This window comes from Sulfurimonas sp. HSL-1656, assembly GCF_039645585.1.
In the GTDB taxonomy this organism is placed as follows: Bacteria; Campylobacterota; Campylobacteria; order Campylobacterales; family Sulfurimonadaceae; genus Thiomicrolovo; species Thiomicrolovo subterrani.
In genome coordinates this window covers 698016-718768 of the sequence record NZ_CP147915.1, presented here as the reverse complement: position 1 = coordinate 718768, position 20753 = coordinate 698016, and the positions used below count along the sequence as shown (strand labels likewise).

16 protein-coding genes are annotated in these 20753 nt (G+C 58.7%); 11 read left to right on the top strand and 5 right to left on the bottom strand.

Annotated features, from left to right (window positions below; genetic code table 11):
- Nucleotides 1–28 precede the first annotated feature (28 nt).
- From WCX49_RS03640 to WCX49_RS03630, 3 genes are all read left to right on the top strand, one after another.
- A complete protein-coding gene (locus tag WCX49_RS03640) occupies nucleotides 29–2041 on the top strand; it encodes a molybdopterin oxidoreductase family protein (protein WP_345986219.1) in 2013 nt (670 codons plus the stop codon).
- Between the two features lie 173 nt (nucleotides 2042–2214).
- The gene (fabF, locus tag WCX49_RS03635) at nucleotides 2215–3423 is read left to right on the top strand and encodes a beta-ketoacyl-ACP synthase II (RefSeq protein ID WP_345986218.1); all 1209 of its coding nucleotides are present in this window, start codon (nucleotides 2215–2217) and stop codon (nucleotides 3421–3423) included.
- 63 nt (nucleotides 3424–3486) lie between these two features.
- Entirely contained in the window at nucleotides 3487–4068 is a 582-nt protein-coding gene (locus tag WCX49_RS03630) for a TetR/AcrR family transcriptional regulator (protein ID WP_345986217.1), read from the top strand.
- A gap of 7 nt (nucleotides 4069–4075) precedes the next feature.
- Here the strand turns inward: WCX49_RS03630 and WCX49_RS03625 are convergent, their stop codons facing one another.
- Nucleotides 4076–5065, bottom strand: a complete 990-nt coding sequence (locus tag WCX49_RS03625; protein WP_345986216.1) for an alpha/beta hydrolase — start codon at nucleotides 5063–5065, stop codon at nucleotides 4076–4078.
- 483 nt (nucleotides 5066–5548) lie between these two features.
- Nucleotides 5549–5935 carry a hypothetical protein gene (locus tag WCX49_RS03620; protein ID WP_345986215.1) on the bottom strand — a complete coding sequence of 129 codons (387 nt, stop codon included), beginning with the start codon at nucleotides 5933–5935 and terminating at the stop codon, nucleotides 5549–5551.
- Between the two features lie 181 nt (nucleotides 5936–6116).
- Here WCX49_RS03620 and WCX49_RS03615 point away from each other — a divergent pair, with 181 nt between their 5' ends.
- From WCX49_RS03615 to WCX49_RS03585, 7 genes are all read left to right on the top strand, one after another.
- The gene (locus tag WCX49_RS03615; RefSeq protein ID WP_345986214.1) at nucleotides 6117–6968 is read left to right on the top strand and encodes a DMT family transporter; all 852 of its coding nucleotides are present in this window, start codon (nucleotides 6117–6119) and stop codon (nucleotides 6966–6968) included.
- Nucleotides 6969–7087: 119 nt separating this feature from the next.
- Complete coding sequence (locus WCX49_RS03610) at nucleotides 7088–7957, top strand: hypothetical protein (RefSeq protein ID WP_345986213.1); 870 nt, start codon at nucleotides 7088–7090, stop codon at nucleotides 7955–7957.
- 177 nt (nucleotides 7958–8134) lie between these two features.
- On the top strand, nucleotides 8135–8956 hold the full coding sequence (locus tag WCX49_RS03605; protein ID WP_345986212.1) for an alpha-E domain-containing protein: 822 nt from the start codon (nucleotides 8135–8137) through the stop codon (nucleotides 8954–8956).
- Nucleotides 8957–9219: 263 nt separating this feature from the next.
- Complete coding sequence (locus tag WCX49_RS03600) at nucleotides 9220–10584, top strand: circularly permuted type 2 ATP-grasp protein (RefSeq protein ID WP_345986211.1); 1365 nt, start codon at nucleotides 9220–9222, stop codon at nucleotides 10582–10584.
- A gap of 1 nt (nucleotide 10585) precedes the next feature.
- A complete protein-coding gene (locus WCX49_RS03595; protein ID WP_345986210.1) occupies nucleotides 10586–11242 on the top strand; it encodes an alpha-E domain-containing protein in 657 nt (218 codons plus the stop codon).
- A gap of 2 nt (nucleotides 11243–11244) precedes the next feature.
- Entirely contained in the window at nucleotides 11245–12201 is a 957-nt protein-coding gene (locus WCX49_RS03590) for a succinylglutamate desuccinylase/aspartoacylase family protein (protein WP_345986209.1), read from the top strand.
- Complete coding sequence (locus tag WCX49_RS03585) at nucleotides 12188–13120, top strand: M14 family metallopeptidase (RefSeq protein WP_345986208.1); 933 nt, start codon at nucleotides 12188–12190, stop codon at nucleotides 13118–13120. The genes WCX49_RS03590 and WCX49_RS03585 overlap by 14 nt, the downstream gene beginning before the upstream one ends.
- On the opposite strand, the gene WCX49_RS03580 is transcribed toward WCX49_RS03585, so the two are convergent.
- Genes WCX49_RS03580 through WCX49_RS03570 form a run of 3 tightly spaced genes read right to left on the bottom strand, consistent with a single transcriptional unit; the run spans nucleotide 13117 to nucleotide 19959 of the window.
- Complete coding sequence (locus tag WCX49_RS03580; protein WP_345986207.1) at nucleotides 13117–14091, bottom strand: transglutaminase family protein; 975 nt, start codon at nucleotides 14089–14091, stop codon at nucleotides 13117–13119. The two genes, WCX49_RS03585 and WCX49_RS03580, sit on opposite strands and share 4 nt — an antisense overlap.
- A 3-nt stretch (nucleotides 14092–14094) precedes the next feature.
- On the bottom strand, nucleotides 14095–16587 hold the full coding sequence (locus tag WCX49_RS03575) for a circularly permuted type 2 ATP-grasp protein (RefSeq protein WP_345986206.1): 2493 nt from the start codon (nucleotides 16585–16587) through the stop codon (nucleotides 14095–14097).
- Entirely contained in the window at nucleotides 16588–19959 is a 3372-nt protein-coding gene (locus tag WCX49_RS03570) for a transglutaminase family protein (protein WP_345986205.1), read from the bottom strand.
- 297 nt (nucleotides 19960–20256) lie between these two features.
- On the opposite strand from WCX49_RS03570, the gene WCX49_RS03565 reads away from it, so the two are divergent.
- Nucleotides 20257–20745, top strand: coding sequence for a glutathione peroxidase (locus tag WCX49_RS03565; RefSeq protein WP_345986781.1), 489 nt, complete (start codon nucleotides 20257–20259; stop codon nucleotides 20743–20745).
- Nucleotides 20746–20753: the final 8 nt, after the last annotated feature.

Below are 20753 nucleotides of genomic sequence, written 5' to 3'. Positions count from 1 at the left end.
AACCCCTATATATAGAGAAAGGTTTGTTATGAAAATCAAATCCGTCTGCGGATACTGCGGAGTGGGCTGCGGCATCGAGTACGACACCCGCCGCCTCGTCGGCGACATCGATTACCCCGTCAACGAGGGGCTCGTCTGTTCCAAGGGGGCCAGCGAGCTTCATACCATCGAGACACCGACCCGTCTGCTGCGCCCCAAGCTGCGCAAAGCCTACGAAGACTTCACGGACATCTCCTGGGAGATGGCCATCGAGACGATCGTCCACAACATCCGCTCCACCTCCCCCGAGCGGATCGGCTTCTACCTCTCGGGCCAGATGCTCACCGAGGACTACTACGTCGCCAACAAGCTCGGCAAGGGGTTCCTGGGGACCAATAACGTCGACACCAACTCGCGCACCTGTATGGCCAGCGCCGTCGTCGCCCACAAGAAAGTCTTCGGCGCCGACTACGTCCCCGTGCGGATGGAGGAGATCGAGCACTGCAACCTGCTGATCATGATCGGGGCGAACCCCGCAGAGGCGCACGTCGTCTTTAACAACAAGATCAAGAAAGCGAAAAAAGAGGGGCTCAAAACCGTCGTCATCGACCCGCGCCGCACGGAGACCGCCGAGCAGGCAGACCTTCACCTCCCCATCCGCGTCGGCACGGACATCGACTTCCTAAGCCTCGTCGCGCGGCGCATCGTCGACGACGGCAAGACCGACAACGCCTTCCTCGACGCGCACGTCAACGGCTTTGACGCCTACCTCAAAAAGATCAAGAAGATCCCGACCAAGAAGCTGCTCAAGCGGTGCGGGCTGGAAGAAGAGGCGTTCGAAGCCTTTATGGAACTCTTTTACGAAAGCGAAAACGTCATCTCCGCCTGGACGATGGGGCTGAACCAGAGCGCGCAGGGGGTCGACAAGAACCTCGCACTCATCAACCTCCACCTGCTCACCGGCAAGATCAACCGCCCCGGCAACGGCCCCTTTTCCCTCACCGGCCAGCCCAACGCCATGGGGGGCCGCGAGGTCGGGGGGCTGGCGACGACCCTCGCCGTGCACCTGGACTTTAACGAGGAGTCCATCGCCAAGGTGAGCGAATTCTGGGGCACGCAGAACATCGCCCCCGCGCCGGGACTGACGGCCTTCGAGATGATCGAAGCGGCCGAACGGCGCGAACTGGACGTCCTTATCATCTGCCACACCGACCCCGTCTACCACCTTCCCAACCGCAAACGGGTCGAGGCAGCCCTCAAAAAGGTCCCCTTCATCGTCGAGATCAACGCCTACGACGACAGCGAAACGAAACCCTTCGCCCACCTGCGCCTGCCGGCGGCCCCCTGGGGCGAAAAGGAAGGGACGCAGACCAACATGGACCGCAGCATCACCCGCCAGGAGCGGCTGACCCGCCGCAGCATCGACTGCAAACCCGACTGGGAGATCTTTACGATGATCGGGAGGGCCATGGGCTTCGTGCGCGCCTTCGACTACCAAAACGCCGAAGCCATCTGGGACGAGTACCGCCGCATGACGGCGCTCAGCCCGAAGGGGCACATGGACATCAGCGGCGTCGATGCCGCCAGCCTCAAAAACGGCGGCTACGTCTGGGGCGAAGGGCTCTTTGACGACAACGAGTTCCTCACCCCGGACGGTAAGGCGAACCTGATCTTCGTGCAGAACGAACGCCGCAGCGAAAACACTTCGCTGGAGTTCCCTTACCTGCTCACCACCGGGCGGACCCGCGACCAGTGGCACAGCGGTACGAAGACCGCCTTCGTCGAGCGTCTGCTCAAGCACAAGCCGCTGAGCTACATCGAGATCAACAGCGAAGATGCCCAAAGCGCTGGCATTGCGGACGGCGACAAGGTCAAGGTGACGACGGCGAGGGGTGCGCTCGTCTTCGAGGCGAAAGTGACGGAAAACATCCGCGAAAAGACTCTCTTCGTCCCCGTCACCGACCGCCGGATCAACTACCTCACCAACGACCTCCTCGACCCGGAGTCGAAAGAGCCCGACTACAACCACAACGCGGCGAAGCTGGAGAAGTGGAGCGGCTAACGCCGTATACCACTCTCATCCTCTTACTTATCCCGAAGCAAGCATAACATCCAGAACTAGACCGTTTAGTCTATTTTAAGCACGTCTCCACTAGAATTTACTAGACCGATCAGTCTATAATATGGCGGCTACATATGAAGCCATCTATTGCACACTGCGGAAAAGGAGTTAAAATGAACCCTATTGTCATTACGGGGATCGGCATGATCAACGGTGTCGGCAACAGTGCTGAGAGCGCTTTTGAAGCGCTGATTGAGGGGGTATGCGGCATCGACCATATCACCCATTTCGATGCCTCCGGCGATGCCGTCAGGATCGCCAGCGAAGTGAAGGATTTCGATCCAGGCAGCGTCATGGACCCCAAAGACATCAAAAAGAGCGACCGCTTCATCCACCTGGGGATGCATGCACTGAAAGAGGCCCTTGCCGACGCCGCGCTCGAACCGCAAAACGGGGATGCAACCCGGATGGGCGTCAGCGCCGCCACCGGGATAGGCGGCCTGCCGATGATGCAGGAAAATATCGAGAAGAACGCCTTCGGCAAGAAGATCTCACCCTTTTTCATCCCCGGCTCCATCACGAACATGCTGGCGGGGTACGCCTCCATCTACTACGGGCTCAAGGGGCCGAACCTCTCCTCGACGACGGCCTGCACGGCCGGGCTTCACGCCATCAACCAGGCGGCGAAGACCATCATCGCCGGAGGGGCCGACGTCATGGTCGCGCTGGGTGCCGAAGCGTGCATCTGCGAAACGGGCATCCGCGGCTTCAGCGCCATGAAGGCGCTCTCGACACACAACGACGACCCGAAAACGGCCTCCAGGCCCTTCGACAAGGAGCGCGACGGCTTCGTAATGGGCGAAGGGGCGGCGGCGCTCGTGCTCGAAACCCTGGAACACGCCCAGAAGCGCGGGGCGAAGATCTATGCGCGGCTGGCGGGCTTCGGCGAAAGCGCGGACGCGGGCCACATCACCGCCCCCTCCACGGACGGCCCCGTCCGGGCCATGCGCTCTGCTCTGCAGATGGCCGGCAACCCGCGAGTGGACTACATCAACGCGCACGGCACCAGCACGCCGCTGGGCGACGCCAACGAGACAAAAGCGTTCAAAGCCGTCTTTGAGAGCGTGCCTCCGGTCAGTTCCATCAAGGGGAGCATCGGCCACTGTCTCGGGGCCACCGGTATCATCGAAGCCGCCGTCTCTATTATGGCCCTCGAGCGCAACATCATGCCCCCGACCATAAACCTCCGCACCACAGACGAGGCCTGCGACCTGGACTACGTCGCAAACACCGCGCGCGAAAAGGAGCTTCAAACCGTCATGAGCACCAATTACGGTTTCGGCGGCACGAACGGGGCCATCATCTTCACCAAAGCGCTCTAGCCCGTGCTCCGGAGTCCCGGAGACAAACCGATATAATGATGCAAAAATTTCAAGGGTTAAGATATGAAGCGCCAGGACTCAAGAGCGCGGCTGCTGGACGCCGCCTTTGCTGAAGTCTACAAACACGGCTACCACGGTACCGGCACCGCCGTTATTCTGAAGGCCGCCGGGGTGCCCAAGGGGAGCATGTACCACTTTTTCGCTTCCAAAAAGGAGCTGGTACTGGCCGTGAGCCAGGAGCGCATCGTCCCGAAAATGGACGACTTCTTCGACTTTGCCCGCCTGCCGGACGAAACCATTTTTCAAACCTTCGCACGCGTCTTCGCGAAGATGAAAGCGCATGACATCCTTATCGCCAACGGTTGCCCTCTGCACCGCCTGCTCGTGGAGATGGCCCCGCTGGACCCCGATTTCGAAGCCGTCCTCTCGAAGGCCTACCACCATTTCATCGACAAACTCTCCCAGGCGCTGGAAGCCGCCATTGCAGACGGTGAACTGCAGGCGTTTGATACAAAAGCCTTTGCCCGCTTCTTCATCACCTCCACCTGGGGAGAGATATCGCTTCCCCCCGCCCTCTCTTCGAAAACGTCCTTCGGGCACCATACGCAGTATCTTACGATCGTCCTGGAACATTACCGGAAATAGCGGGAAATCAGTGTGAAAGCGCCTGCCCGAGCACGGTTTTGAAGCGCCCGAAATCCTCTACCTGCGGCAGATGGCCCAGGCCCGGCAGCTCGTACAGTTCGATCTTCCCGTTACGCTTTTGAACCTCCCCGCCCAGCCTGTCATAGCGCCCCAGTTCATGGGAAACCCCCGTTTTCATCCAGCCGCGTCCGGGGCCTGTGCGGTCCCGGGTCCCCAGGATCAGCGCGGCGGGGACCTGCAGGTCTTTGAACTCCTCGACGACGGGCTGGCTAAAAATCATCTCGTACGTCAGGGCGCTCACATAGGCGATGCGTTCCCTGTCCGGCCCGACACACCAGCCCGACAAGGGCAGTGTGAGCGCTTCGTAGTGCGCGTTCCACTTGCCGTCGTAATAGTTCTTCTGCTGGTAGGCGCGTATCTTCTCCGGTGTTTTGCCCAACTCCATATCATAGAAGAAGTCCACGTCCTTGTACTCGACGTAATGCAGGTAGTTTTCGAGCCCGATGGGGTTGACGAGAATGAGCTTCTCACTCATGTGCGGGTAGTTCAGCGCGAAGCGGGTGGCCAGCATCCCGCCCATGGAGTGGCCGACGATGATGCTTCGGCTGATGCCGAGCGACCTCATCAGTGCCATCGTATTGTGCGCCAGCGCGCCGAAGGAGTACTGGTAATCCGCGGGCTTGGAGGACTTGCCGAAGCCGACCTGGTCGGGCATCAGCACCCCGTACCCATTGCTATGCAGAAAACGCGCCGTCTCCTGCCAGTAGGCGCCGTTGAAGTTCTTGCCGTGCAGGAGCGTAACGACGGGTCTGCTCTTCTCCCCTTCAAGGAACATATAGGCCATTTTCAGGCGCTTCTGCTGCGACGAAAAAGTGAAGTACTCGACTTTGAACGGGTAGGCGTATCCGCTGAGGTTTGCGTCATACGCTTTAAGGGCTGCAGCGGGGAGTTGCAGGGGAAGAAACAGTAAAAGAAAAAGGCCGATAAAGAATTGCATGCATTGCTCCTTACAGAGAACCATTTTTCAATTAGCGACCAAATTGTGATAGCAAGAAGCTTTTTGATTGGCTCTTGAGTTTTTTTAGAAATTAATCTCCCAACTGGCTTTATATTCTCTAATTAATTGTTTTGTTCCCTTACCATACATTGGTCTAATTGCTTTTAAAATTTTATTAATTTGTTCTCTACTCATTTTCACCTTACCATCATTATCGTAGTAGGATATAAATGATTTAATGGCTTTAGGCAGTAAGATTGAGTTTAAAAGATGATATTGGCACTCTAATAAAGCAATGATAAACACAAAAGTTAGGAAAATATTCTCTTTTTCATAATCCCACTCCAGAGTAACCTGTTGTGATGAACTAGTTGAATGCGCATATTCACATAGTAATGACCAGAATTTATTGATTTCATCTACATTCGGCTTTTTTATTTTTTTTAGGACTCCATTTGAAAAATAAACTGTTTTACCTTCTTGCTAATTCAAAAAAATTTTATTGTTCTCAGTAAGTGCACAAAATTTGCCTAAAATTAAAAACTCAAAAGACTGTCTCAATAGAGCTCTTGCTGAACCGTGAAGTCCTTTTTTTTGCAATTCAAGTGCAGAATATAAGATGTAAAAGTTCTTGTAGACTGCAGACAAAATGACAGTATGGCTTTCATGTTTATAATGTTGATGTGTAAGTTCGAATGTAAAAAGATGACTTTGAAGAATTTGATCAATGTTATTCAATAGGTTTTCGATCACATATATTTGTGTTTGACATTCTTTTTCAATAATTTTTTCAAGCTCAATACCTTGCTCTTTCTTTTTCTCAATGAACGGTTTATAAGGCTCAAATCCTTCAAAGAAATTATCAATCAAAATATATCCTCATCTCTTTTTATTAGTATGGAAAAAGCACCCATCTGTCAATTAAAAATAATAATAATCCATACATTTTTCAGATAGCTATGATAGCAAATTCGCAAATAGAAATCATTGAAATCTCACATCGTGCCATTATCGCAGTATAATTCCCGAAATTTTCAGCAGGGTAGAAAAAATGGCGGGTTGGATCGTACTGGCAATGGTGTTGTGGGGCATTGGCTGGCCCGCGCTCAAGGTCGTGACCGATACCACCGTTCCGGTCGAGACGGTCACCTTTCTGCGCTTCGCCATCATGGCGGTTTCCTTCCTGCCCGTCCTCTACTGGCGGCGCAAGCCGCTGCGCCTCAACCGCCGGACGCTGCGCTTCTCCGTCGCGGCAGGCGCGCTCAACGTCGCCTTTATGTACTTTGCCTTCTGGGGCGTGCAGACGGGCAGTGCCGGGGCGGGCGGGGTCATCATTACCGTGGCCAGCCCCATTCTCACCGCCCTGCTCGCCCTGCTTGTTTTCCGCACCCGCGTCACCCCGCCGCAGCTGCTCGGCCTTGGCGTCGGGCTGATCGGCGGGATGCTGATGCTGGAAGTCTGGCACGCTGACCTGCTGCACAGCGGCAACGTCTTCTTTATCGGCAGCGCGCTCGTCTGGGCCGTGCTCACCCTGCTTGGGCAGCAGTCGCATACGGAGATGGAGCCCATCCATTTCAACTTCTGGCTGGCCGTTTTCGCCGTGCCCATCGCGCTCGTTCCGGCACTGCCCGCGGGGCTGGGCACGGTACTGGACCAGGAGTGGCAATTCTGGACAGGGCTGCTCTTTCTGGCCATCATGGGGCAGACGGTGGCCTCGACCATCTACTTTGTCGCGGCGGGCAAGATCGGCTCGGCCAAGGCCGGAAGCTATATGTTCCTCGTACCGCTGACCGCCCTCGCCGCCAGTTTCCTGTTGCTGGGCGAACGCCCCTCCTTCTGGCTCGTGGCGGGGGGTGCCGTCAGCACCGCCGCCGTCTACTTCATCAACGCCCGCAAACGCTGAGGCCCCGCGCCCTGCCGGAACAAAAGGCCGGCTAAAGGGGTGGCATAGGCTCCTGCCGCTTCGCAGAGTTTAAAGAAAGTTGGTATACCCTCCTCTATCTCCCCTGAGAAAGGATGCAGATGCCGGCGCTCTTCCTGCTCTTTGTCATGGTCGCATCCCTCGCCGCACAGGAGCGCCCATCGCTGCTCGAAAAGATGGTCCAGCCGAAACTCTCCGCCGAAGCGGTACGGCTTGCCGAAAGCGGCATTTCCGGCTACGACGCCAAGGTCAGCACGGGCAAGTACAACGTCAAGATCAACAACGCCTTCGGCGGCATCAACTATGCGCGGTGGCGTTTCAGCTGGAAAGATGAACAGAGCCTCCCGTTTTACCGGGGGAAGGCCCCCATCGAACAGATGAACCAGTTCAGGGTGTTCGGCAACTTTTTTCAGCGCCTGGACCCGCACTGGAACATGCTCTTCTCCGTGAACATGAACGCCACCTACGAACGCGAGCTCGACGGCAATGCCCTGGGCGGGGGGATCTTCGGTTTTTTCGCCTACAAGATCGACAACGATCACTCGCTGCAGATAGGGGCCTTCGTCAACTACCACCCCATCACGACCCTCGCCCTCCCCGTCATCGGCTACAGCTACCGCGCCCGTGCCGACGACGGGTTTACCGCCGTCGTCGGTTTCCCGCGCGCCTTTGCCGGGTACCATGTCGCCCCCGGCGTTTTGCTGCGGGCCGGCTTCCTCTTTTCGCAGGCCGTCATAAGGCTTGCAGACGACAGCGGCATCGAACCCCGGGGCTATCTGGAGGCCCAGGACTACCAGGTGAGCACCGGGGTGCGCCTGAGCGCGGCGGAGCAGTGGGAGTTCAGCAGCGACCTGCTCTACGCTTTCAGGCGGGAGATCCACCTCTACGACCATGCGGCCGACGCCCTCGAGAGCTACCGCATCAAACCCTCCGCCGGGCTGATGTTCAAACTCACCTACGTTTTCGAGTGATTAGACAGTTTTTTTCTGTGAATTTTACGCGACTCCATGCTAAAAAATAGCAGTTTGTTCAAAAGTTAATCAGATAATTAACCCTCCCCTTCATTTGCCGTTCTATAATGATCAAAATATACGCTCGAAACCGAGTTTGAGCCGGACTGAACCCGCTGTCACAGCAGGAGGCGCACTATGAACGCAGTACACGTACCCCCGGTCGACAGAGACCCGAAACATATCTGGACTTTCAATGCCGTGACGCTTTTCAAAAGGCTGCGCGACTACCTCAACGGCTATGCCGACTACCGGCAGTACCCGAGCATCAAATTCGTCGAAACCTGGCCCCAGAACAGCCATAAGCACCAGCTGCTCACCACCTACGTCGCCACCAACCTCTACTGGTTCGGCCGCCACCTGCAGCGCGTCGAAACGACCCTGATCGACGTACTGGAACTCTTTAACAGTGTCATTGACACCGATAAAGAAGCAGGCGTACGCTACTTCGAGGATCTCGGCATCGAACTGCAGTACAAGAACGCGCAGGACTTCCTGCAGCAGGCCGTCTTCGGCGACCACCCCTCCAACCTGGCCCGCATTATGAGCAGCGCCCGCGAGAACGCCATCATCTGCCGCCCCTACCTCGATGCGGAAGCCTTCGGAGAGGCGATCAGGCTCTTCAACCTCCTTGACATCTCGGCCAAAACCGACGCCAAGGTCGACTACCGCTTCATCGGCGATGCACTCTCCCTCATCAATGAGATCTGGGGAATCATGGCCCGCGGTCTGCTGCGGCGCAAGAGCGACCAGTTCATCCGACTGGGCAAACTGATCGAAAAGGTCGACCTCCACCTCCGCCACGGAAAGAACGGGGACGAATCGGTCGTCTACCTGCACAATATCCTCATCACCGCACAGCGCATCGCGCCCGAGGCCGAGATGCCCATCGACGAAAAAGACGACGAAGCAAACCTCGATGCCATCAACGACCTCTTCGACAACCTGGTAGTGGCATAGATGCAGGGGGAACGCGCCGTTTATCGCCCTCGTGCCGCCGGAAACGGCCTCCGGGTCATCCCGAAAGAACGCCTGTTCATCAAGTCGACGGACCGTGGCGGTTAGCCCGCCGTGAATTGACGCAAAAACAAAATCACAAAAACACAAAATAAAAGCATTTTCTCATAGAACATGCAATATGATCTTTTATACCCACACCACCCTTGGCACCGTGGTTCCACGGAAGGGAGTGATGTTCGCATAAAAGCTTCAAGGGAGATACATTGATAGAAGAAACCGGAAAACTACACGAAAAGTTCTGGGAAATTTTTTCCCGGCAGGATCGACAGAAAGTCGAAGAGTTTCAGCGCTATATGGACAAGTTCGCTGTCAATTTCAATCTCTACAAAGACGGCAACTTTATCGAACGTTCACTGCCCTTTGATGTCATCCCCCGTATCATTTCCAAACAGGAGTTCGGCAAGATGCAGCGCGGCCTCGAGCAGCGTATCACCGCGCTGAACCTCTTCCTGGAAGACCTCTACACCGATGCGAAGATCGTCAAGGACGGTATCATTCCCGAAACCTTCATCCACCAGGCCAAAGGGTACCTCAAGGAGTTCGTCGGTTTCTCCCCCTCGCAGAAGATCCGGACCCACATCAACGGGATCGACCTTGTCAAGGACACCCAGAGCGACGAATGGGTCATCCTCGAGGACAACCTGCGCGTCCCCAGCGGTGCGAGCTACCCCCTCTCCATCCGCGACACCTACCGCAAGATCTACCCGGAGTTCTTCGAGGAGCTCAAGATCGAGCCGATCAAGCAGTACTCATCGTACCTGCGCAATGCGATGGATCACGTCAATACCGGCGGTATCAACGTCGTCCTGACCCCGGGCCGCTACAACTCCGCCTACTATGAGCACAGCTACCTCGCCGGCCAGATCGGGGCCGAACTGGTCCGTGCCGCCGAACTGGTCGTGGAGAACAAGGTCCTCTACTTCAAGAACTATGACGGGCGTCGCATCCGCGTCGGGGCGGTCTACCGCCGCCTGGACGACGAATTTCTCGACCCCAAGTTCTTCAACCCCGAAAGCCTCATCGGCGTGCCCGGCATCATCGAAGCCTACCTCGCGGGCAACGTGGCGATCATGAATGCCGTCGGCAACGGCGTGGCGGACGACAAAGGGATATACTACTTCGTGCCGCAGATGATCAAGTACTACCTGGGCGAAGAGCCCATCATGCACAACGCGCCGACTTACCTGCCCTATTTTGAAAAGGACAAGAAGTACATCTTCGACAACATCGACAAACTCGTCGTCAAGGATGTCGCGGAGGCCGGCGGCTACGGCGTCATGTTCGGGCACGCCATGTCGAAGATCCAGCTCGAGGACCTCAAGACGATTATCGAAGCCAACCCGCGCCGCTTTATCGCCCAGGAGCTCGTCGAGTTCTACGACGAAGAGTGTCTGATCAAGGGGGAACTGAGCCCCCGCAAGGCGGACTTCCGCGCCTATGTCGTGATGGGCGAGAAGGTCAACGTCTGGGAGTGCGGACTGACACGCTACGCGATGGAGGCGGGCAACTACCTCGTCAACTCGTCGCAGGGCGGCGGTTTCAAAGACACCTGGGTAATGGAGCTCTAAGATGGATCAACTGCTGAGTACCAACGTCGCCACCAATCTTTACTGGTTCGGACGCCACCTGGAGCGGGTCGAGAGCACTCTCGTCGATGTCATCCACATCTTCGACTGCGTCATCGACACGGACGTGAACGCCGGAAAGCGTTATTTCGAGAAGCTCGAGATCGATCTTGAGTACGTCAACGCCTCCCAATTCCTTGACAACGCCATCTTCGGCGACCACCCCTCGAACCTGGCGGAGATCATGCGTTTCGCCCGCGAAAACGCGATCATCTCCCGGGCCTACATCGACACGGACGCCTTCGGTGAGACGATCCACCTCGCCGAGCTCTTCGACCATGCGTCAAAAAGCGCCGTCTATGTCGACTACCGTTTCGTCGACGACGCCCTCTCCCTCATCAACGAGATCTGGGGCAGCATGAACCGCGGACTGATCCGTACCAAAAGCGACCACTTTGTCCGCCTGGGCAAACTGATCGAGAAAGTCGACCTTCACCTGCGCCACGGCAAAGACGGTGAAGAGCCCATCGAGTACCTCAATACGATTCTCCAGACGGCGCAGAAGATTGCGCCCGAGGCCAAGCTGGCCATCTCCCGCACGGACGAAGAGGCCAACCTCGACGCCATCAACGCCCTCATCGACGACCTGGTCGTCTACTGAATATGACCCCCGATATCACCGAAATCTTCTCTTCCGAACTTCCGGTGGGGGAAACGCTGCGCATCCAGCGTGCCCGCTTTGCACCGGAAAAACCCGACGCCGATGCCAAGCGCATCAGCATCGTCAGCGGCATCCACGGCGACGAACTCGAAGGGCAGCTCGTCATCTACCTTCTGGCCGCGTGGCTGCGCGACCACCCCGAAGCATTGCGGGGGACCGTGGACCTCTACCCGGCCGTCAATTCCCTGGGGGTCGATACGATCATCCGGGGCTTCCCCCTCTACGAGATCGACCTCAACCGCGCCTTCCCGGGGGCGCGCAACGATTTCCTGCCCGCACAGCTGGTCCATGCCCTGGCCGAGGACGTCGAAGGCAGCGATATCGCTATCGACATCCACTCCTCCAACATCTTTTTGCGCGAGATCCCGCAGATCCGCATCAACAAGGAGTTCTCGGAGGCGACGCTCCCGCTGGCCAAACAGCTCAACTGCGACTTCATCTGGATCCATGATGCGGTCACGGTGCTCGAGGCGACCTTCTCGCACACCATGAACTCCCGCGGCACGAAGACCCTCGTTGTCGAGATGGGCGTCGGCATGCGCCTCACCAAAGCCTACGGACGCCAGCTGCTGCGAGGGATCTTGAACCTGATGCAACAAGAGGGGATCATCGAGACCCCGACGGAGTTCAAGGTCCGCGAATCGTTCTCGTCCGAGGTCGGAGACGTCTTTTACATCAACGCCCCCGCCGCGGGCCTCTTCGTCCCGGCCCTCGACCACTGCGAAGTGATCGAAACGGGGCAGTGGATCGGCGATATCGTCGACCCGCTCAGCGGCACGGTACGCGAGTCCCTCTACGCCCCCAACGGCGGTGTTCTGTTCACCCTGCGCGAATACCCCGTCGTCTACGAGGGTTCCCTGCTCGCACGGATTTTCGGAGTGCACGATGAAAAAAATTGAGATCCTGAAACTCGAATCCCTCAGCCGCGCGCCGATGCTCGTCGAGGGCTACCTCTTCGAAGGCAGCGACCCCGAGGCCCCGAGCGTCGCCGTCGTCGGCGCCATGGAGGGGGCGACGACCCTGCCGCTCTACAGCGCGTCGAAACTCGTCGACTTCCTGCGCAACAAACTCGGTACCGGGAAGATCCTCGGCGACATCCTCGTCATCCCCTCCGTCAACCACTACGCGCTCAATATCAACGAACGCTTCTGGCCCCTGGACAAGACCGACATCAACATGATGTTCCCCGGCTACGGCCTGGGGGAGACGACGCAGCGCATCGCGCACAAGCTCTTTGAAGCGATCCAGGGCTACGACTACGGTATCGTCCTCGAGACCCGCTCCGACCTCGCCACCTGCCTGCCCTACGTCAAGCTCTACAAGACCGGCTACGAGGATATCGAGAGTGCGCGCAGGCTCGGGCTCAGGATCATCCACCACCGCGAGCCCGAATCCATCGAAACAGTGTCGCTGCAGTACAACTGGCAGCTCTGGGGCTCCAAGGCGTGTTCCGTCATCTGTCCGCACCAGCCCCTGATCGATCCCGAGTCCGCCCGGGTCATTCTCGACAGCCTCATCAACTTCCTGAACAACAGCGGCATCATCCGGTACGAGACCTTCAACGGGTACGATTCGACGGTGGTGACGCGCGAACGCATCGAGGTCGTCCAGAGCCCCCATAGCGGGATCTTTATCCCGACAAAGAAACCGGGGATGACGGTCTCAAAAGATGAGACGATCGGCAAGATCGTGCATGCCCTGGAGGGCGAGGTCGTCCACCGTTTCCTCGCCCCCTGCGACGGGATGATCACCTGTACCTACATGCATTCGCTGATCTTCGAGAATGCAGTGGCCTACCGCATCGCCAAGATCCATTAGACCGGGTCGGAGGGCGAAGACGATTGTGATTGTGACTGTGACTGCGTTTGGGCGGGAGCGGCGGTCTCTTCCGCCTCTTCCAAAGCGGCGCGCCGCACATCCACACGGACGCTGAGACGGCTCTGCCCGCTGCCGCGCACGACCCCTTTGAGCGGCGAAATATCATTGTAATCCCGGCCGTGCCCCATGACGATGTGCTGTTTCAGGGGGATGATGTTGTTCGTCGGGTCGAGGTCAAGCCACCCGCTTCCGGGTACGTAGAACGAGACCCAGGCATGCGATGCGTCGGCGCCGAAAAGCTTCTCGGTACCTTCGGGCGGGATGGTTTCGATATAGCCGCTGACGTAGCGTGCCGGCAACCCGATGGCGCGCAGCGCGGCGATCGCGAAGTGCGCGAAATCCTGGCAGACCCCTTTTTTCTCCTCGAAAATCGTCTCCACCGGCGTCGTCAGGTCGCTGAAGGCGGGGTTGAACTCGAAGTCATCGAAGATGCGCCCCATCAGCTCCTCGCCCGCTTCGTACAGGCTCCGCTTGGGATGGAACGACGCCAGGGCATAGTCGCGTATCGGGCCGACCTCGACGGGGATCAGTTCGGAGGCGAAAAGGAACTGCTTGGCAGCGATGTCTCGCGCGTGAAAAGTTGAGAGCCGCTGCAGCGCTTTTTCATAGGTGGGCGCCCCGGCCTTGATGCGTTCGATCGCCCGCTCCGCCTCCTTGATCCTGCGGCGCACCCGTGAATGCCCGGTCACGGTCAGCGAGGTGTGCGGTTCGCGCAGCAGCAGGTGGTGGTTGGTATTGCCGAACATATCGACAAAAGAGTGGATCTCCGACGCGTACGGCTCCACGTCGAGACGGAAGGAGAGCAGCTCCTGGTCCCGCCCCTCTTTGGGCTTCAGCCGGGCGATGTTGTGGCTGAAGGTCACCAGGCTCTGATAATGGAAGACCGTTTCGTGGAAGATATCGTAGATCATGGTTCACTCGTCATAATGGGAGAAGTAGGTTTTGGAGAACTCGTCGGACGCTTTCATAAAGAGATCGGAGAGATCCGAAAGCAGCGTATCGAGCTCCTTGTAGACGCCGTCGGACTCCTCATAGGTCAACAGCGCCTGTGCCGTCGCAAGTTTCAGGCGCGAATAGGCCTGGAAGATCGGCGCCTCGTACTCGGTGAGGTGGGTACGCGACTTCGGAAGGTCTTTGAGGTCCGAGAGCAGCTTCTGGGTCTGGTAGGTCAGCGATTTGGGATACTGCGGGTTGAGCAGCAGGAACTCGATGACGTTCTCAAGCTGCAGGGCGCTGCGGTAATGGGCACGGTAGGCGTTGAAGCTTTCGCAGGTGTTGAGCAGCGCCTCGAGCAGTTCATACTCCGTGGCCTTCTCCTGGCGCGGACAGAGCAGCGAGCGCGCCTTCGAGATGAGCAGCTGGACGCTCTCGATCCGGTAGCCGATATCATACAGCACCAGCCCCTGCTCGCGGAACATGCTCTCCTCGACGAGCTCCTTGTAGGCCAGCAGGTTGATATGCAGCTTGTCCATCTCGTTGACGATGGTGCGGTTCATCCGGGTATTGGCGCTGCAGAAGGTCTGCCACTCCCACTGGAGCTTGTCAAAGAGCTTCCACGCCTCGATGCCCAGCAGATTTTTGATGCTGATGTTCGCCCCCGAGAGCATCGACAGCGTAAAGGAGAGCGACCCGATCCGGCTGTACTCTTTGAGTACGGAGATGATCTCTTTCATCGGGTTGTCCAGCAGCTTTTCGGCGGTTTTCTTGTTCAGGAAACCCGGGTAGGTCATCGTCATATGCGTGATCGCGCGCAGCAGCTGGTGCTGCGACTCCGCCGAGGCGTACGACTCGTCGCGGTAGACATTGATGAGGCGCTTGACGGCATAGCGGATCAGGCGCGTCGTCACGATCGCCCTTGAGAGGTAGCGTCCGAGCCAAAAGAGGTTCTCCGCGCGTCTTGTCGGGATCTGGTCGATGGAGGCGTCGATGCACGGCAGCTGCTTGAAGGGGTTGCTCGGCGCGCGCTCCTCCTCCTCGCCGACGATCCAGAGGTCCTTGCTGGTCCCCCCTTTCTGCGACGAGATCAGGAAGGCGTCTTTCTGCGAGGCGACGCGCACAAGCCCGCCGTTCATCACCCAGTATTTGCTGCCCCGCTTGAAGGCGTAGGAGCGGATGACGGCGTTGCGCGGTTCGACGGACTCCCCGGTAAAGTACGGCACGGTGGAAAAGCCGATCTCCTCCTGCGCCACGTAGAGGTGCGGGAACTCCTGCAGGCGTTTCCGCAGGGCGTCGAGCGCCGGGGCGTCCATCTTTCTGCCGACGTAGACCTGGGCCGTTTCGGTCCGGTCGATGTGCTTGACGATGAGCGAATCGAGGTGTTCGAGGACGTACTCGAGCTCGCCCGGCTGCCCGCACCACCAGGTGGCGATCTGCGGCAGGATCAGCTCCTCGTCGAGGAAGAACTGCGCGATGTTTTTCATAAAGGGGTTGAAGCCGAGGTTCTCGAGGATACCGCTGCCGACGGGGTTGATCATCGCCAGGTTCTCCCGGCGCGCGGCGTCGACGAGCCCCGCGACCCCGAGGTGCGAGTCGTTTTTGAGTTCCAGCGGGTCGCAGTAGCGGTCGTCCACACGGCGCAGCAGGGTGTTGATCCGTGTCAGGCCGCTCAGGTTCTTGAGCCACAGCGCCCCGTCCTTGGCCAGCATATCTTCCCCCTGCACGAGGCTGATCTCCAGCAAAGAGCTGAGGTAGGCGTGCTCGAAGTAGGTTTCATTGTGCGGCCCGGGCGTCAGCAGGGCCGCCTTGGAGCGGTCGCCGCCGCTGAGGCGGTCGATCATCGCCTTCATCTCGTCGATGAAGCCGGCCAGCCGTCGGGTGTGCACCCCGGGGTAGAGCGACTTGGCGATGATGTTCATGCTCAGGCGGTTTTCGACGGCATAGCCCAGCCCCGACGGGGCCTGGATGCGGTCATTGACGACCCAGAACTTGCCATCAGGCCCGCGCGCCATGTCGGTTGCGTAGAAGAAGAGCTCGAAATCCTTTTTGTTCCCGAAGCCGAACATCTCCGGCGCGTACCCCTTGTGCGCATAAACGACTTCGGCGGGGAGGATCCCCTGCCGCAGCAGGTGCTGGTCGCCGTAGATATCCCGCAGGACCAGGTCGAAGAGCTTCGCACGCTGGCGCAGCCCCCGCACAACCTCCTGCCACTCCGTCTGCGTGACGACAAAGGGGATGGGATCGAGGGTCCAGCGCCGCTTGCTGACGCCGTCGGGCGTGTCGTAGACGTTATAGGTAACGCCGTTCTCTTCCAGGCTCCAGTCAATTTCGGCCTGTTTGGCTTTCAGCCCCTCGATACCGGCCGCCTCGATCTGGTCGCAGATCGTCTGCCAGTGCGGACGGCACTGATGCTGCGCATCGACCATCTCGTCGAAGGAGCTTTCGGAAAAATATCGGTCGAAAATGCCCATTTACACCCTGGTCCACTTCCGTCTGAGGTCGAGCGTGTGCGGGTACTCCGCACTGCGCGGCAGCTCCTGGAAGACAAAGATCTTGTCGCCGGCATGCTTCTCGGCCACCTTGCGCGTCGTCTCTCCCTCTTTTGAAGGCAGTGTCTGTTCGACGACATGGGTCGGCACCTCATCAACGCTTCCCTGCGTATGGTTGAAGCCCCAGAAACGGTTGATGCGGCGCGATTCCGCCTCGTAGCTGTTGACGGGGAAGGTGTCGTAGCTGCGCCCGCCGGGGTGGGAGACATAGTAGGTCATCCCGCCGATGGAGCGCTGGTTCCAGCGGTCGACGACGTCGAAGCTGAGCGGGGTATCAACCCCGATGGTCGGGTGCAGCGCCGACCACGGCTGCCACGCCTTGTACTTGACCCCGGCGACGAACTCGCCCTCGATGCCCGTCGGGCTGAGCGGGACCGCGACGCCGTTACAGGTGAGCACGTAGCGTTCGGGGACGAAGTTGTTCACCTTCACCTGGACACGCTCGAGCGACGAATCGACGTAGCGCGACGTCCCCTGCGAACCGCTCTCCTCGCCCAGGACATGCCACGGCTCGATGGCCGCGCGCAGTTCGAGGTGGACGTTCTCCACCGTCGCCATACCGTAGAGCGGGAAGCGGAACTCGAAGAAGGGGTCGAACCAGTCCAGCTCGAAGGGGTACCCCTCGGAGTTCAGGAAACGGACGATATCCGCGATGTCCTCTTTGACGTAGTGTTCCAGCAGGAACTTGTCGTGCAGCTGCGTTCCCCACCGGACCAGCTTGTGGCGGTAGGGCTTGCGCCAGAAGAGCGAGACCAGCGTGCGCACCAGCAGCATCTGCATCAGGGCCATCTGCGAATGCGGAGGCATGTCGAAGCCGCGCAGCTCCAGGATCCCCAGGCGGCCGGTGCTCGAATCGGGCGAGTAGAGCTTGTCGATACAGAACTCGGAACGGTGGGTGTTGCCGGTAATGTCGGTCAGCATATGGCGGAAAAGCCGGTCGGTGAGCCAGTACGGCACCTCTCCGTTTTCGGGGATCTGGGCAAAAGCGATCTCCAGCTCGTAGAGGTTCTCCGCCCGTCCCTCGTCGACGCGCGGCGCCTGGGACGTCGGCCCGATGAAAGCGCCGGAGAAGAGGTAGGAGAGCGACGGGTGGTGCTGCCAGAAGGTGATGAGGCTGCGCAGCAGTTCCGGCCGGCGCAGCAGCGGGCTGTCGTGCGGCGTCATCGCCCCGATCGTGACGTGGTTCCCCCCGCCCGTACCCGTGTGCTTGCCGTCGACCATGAACTTTTCCGTTCCCAGGCGCGACTGGCGGGCATCCTCGTAAAGCCCCAGCATCGTTTCGGTCAGTTCGCTCCAGTTCTTCGCCGGGTGGATGTTGACTTCGATAACACCCGGGTCCGGGGTGACTTTGATACGCTCGATGCGGTTGTCGTGGGCCGGTTCGTACCCTTCGAGAACGACTTTGACGTTGAGCTTCGCCGCGACCGCTTCGATGGAGGCCATGAGGTCCAGGAAGGCCTCGGTATGGTTGAGCGGCGGCAGGAAGATGTAGAGCTTACCGTCACGCACTTCCGTACTGATCGCGGTGCGTACAAAGGCGTTGTAGCGGTTCGCCGCCGTCGTCTCCGGCGTCGCCGCCTCGCAGCGCGCCCGGGCGTCGTCGAGGTAATCCCCCAGTGCCGGGGCATGGGCGAAAAGGTCGGGCTCGAAGTTCTGCGCCAGCTCCACGTGCGGTTTTTCCATCAGCGAATCCAGCGGCATCCGCAGCCCCAGCGGCGAGTTCCCGGCGCTGAGGAAAAGGTTGCCGCGGCGGAACTCCCATGCGGAGGTGATCCAGCGGGTCTGGCCGTAGCCCAGCGGCAGCACGAAGCCGACCGGGTTGGCCAGCCCCTGCTGCAGCAGCTGCGCCAGGGTGCGGCGCTCGAGCGGATCGTCCAGGTCGAACTTCGCCGGATCGACGTCGACGGGGAGCTCCGCCTCTTTGAGAACGTAGTAGACCGGGTCCTCATAGGCATTGACGATGTTCTTGTCACTCACGCCCAGCGTCAGGGAGAGCAGCTCCAAGAAACGCTTTGCATCCTCGGTCGTGTAGCTGTAGGTCGCGTTCATATCGGCAAAGAGATTCGGGTTGCGCCAGATCGGTTTGCCGTCCTTGCGCCAGATGACCGATTTCTGCCAGCGCGGCAACGGTTCGCCCGGGTACCATTTCCCCTGGGCGTAGTGCAGCATGCCGCCCTTGCCGAAGCTCCCCAGCAAGCGGTGGGCGAGAACGTCCGCGCGTTCGCGTTTGTGTTCGCCGTCGGCCTCGGTATTCCACTGCTCGGACTCCATGTCGTCAATGGAGACGAACGTCGGCTCGCCCCCCATCGAGAGGCGCACGTCGTTGGCTTCGAGCTCCCGGTCGACCTCGAACCCGAGGTTGTAGATCGCTTCCCACTGCTCGTCGCGGTAGGGTTTGGTCACCCGCGGGGATTCGAAGATCCGCGTGACGGTGTTGGAGTAATCGAACTCCGTTTCGCACTTGTCCGTGGCGCCGTCGATGGCGTGGGCACTGTCGTAGTGCGGCGTACATGCCAGGGGGATATGCCCCTCCCCGGCGAAGAGGCCGCTGGTCGCATCGAGGCCGATCCACCCCGCGCCCGGGACGTACACCTCCGTCCAGGCGTGCAGGTCCGTAAAGTCCGCTTCGGGGCCGCTCGGGCCGTCGAGGGATTTGACGTCGGCGGTCAGCTGGACGAGGTAGCCCGAGACGAAACGCGCCGCGAGCCCCAGGTGGCGCAGCACCTGCACGAAGAGCCAGGCGTAGTCGCGGCAGCTCCCCAGCTTGTTGCCCAGGGTCACCTCGCAGGTCTGTACGCCGGGGTCGAGACGGATCGTATAGTCGAGGTACTTGTGGATTTCCATGTTGAGGTAGACGAGGAAATCGATAATGGAGCGCTCCGTTTTCAGGTCGAGGGAATCCATGAACGCTTTGAGCTTTTTGCCCTTGTCCGTAATCTCCAGGTAGGGAAGCAGCTCCTTCTTCAGCCCCGCTTTGTACTTGAACGGGAAATTTTTCGCATACTCGTCGACAAAGAAGTCGAAGGGATTGATGGTGATCAGGTCGGCGATGATCTCGACGTCGATGCTCATCTCTTTCGTTTTTTCCGGGAAGACGACGCGGGCGAGGTAGTTGCCAAAAGGGTCCTGCTGCCAGTTAAGGAAATGGTTGTCCGGTTTGATCTTGAGCGAGTAGGCCTCGATCGGTGTCCGGCTGTGCGGCGCGGGACGCAATCGGATGGTGTGCGGCGAGAGCGACACATAACGGTCATACTGGTAAGCGGTTTTGTGGGAGATTACGACTTTGAGCGCCATGGTTTTCCTTATGCGTCTTAGGAATATCGCTGCATTATATACTCTTCTCGGTTCAACTTCGGGAAAACGGCGCCTATTTTTCGCCCATTTCCGCGGCAGCGGCAAAAGAATTAACCACCGCCCACACCCTGCGTTTTCCGCCGCGTTTTCATGTGGTTTGCTCCGCGAGGCAGGAGGAGTGTTACAATGTGGTTTCAGACCGACGAACGGAGGCAGACGATGACGCGACGCACCTTTACAATAGTGCTGATGGCACTTTTAACGCTCTCACTGCAGAACTGCGCCAAGGAGAACACGATGACAGATATTTACGCGATCGACGTGGAACGTATTGACGGCACGCCAGCGACGTTGGCCCCCTACCGCGGCGAGGTGATGCTCATCGTCAACGTCGCGAGCCGCTGCGGCTTTACCCCGCAGTACGAAGGGCTCGAAGCGCTCTATGAAAAGTACAAGTCCAGGGGCCTCGTCGTCCTCGGTTTCCCCTGCAACCAGTTCGGCTCCCAGGAGCCAGGGACCGAAAAGGAGATCATGACCTTCTGCCGGAGCAATTTCGGCGTCACCTTCCCGATGTTTTCTAAAATCGACGTCAACGGCGACGATGCCCACCCGCTCTACCGTTTTCTCAAAAAGGCGCAGCCGGGCGTACTGGGCAGCGAGGCGATCAAATGGAACTTCACGAAGTTTCTCGTCGACCGCAGCGGCAATGTCGTCGAACGCTTTGCGCCGTCGACCAAACCCAAAGCGCTTGAAAGCGCCATTGAAAAACTGTTGGAAGCACAGTGACGTTCTGA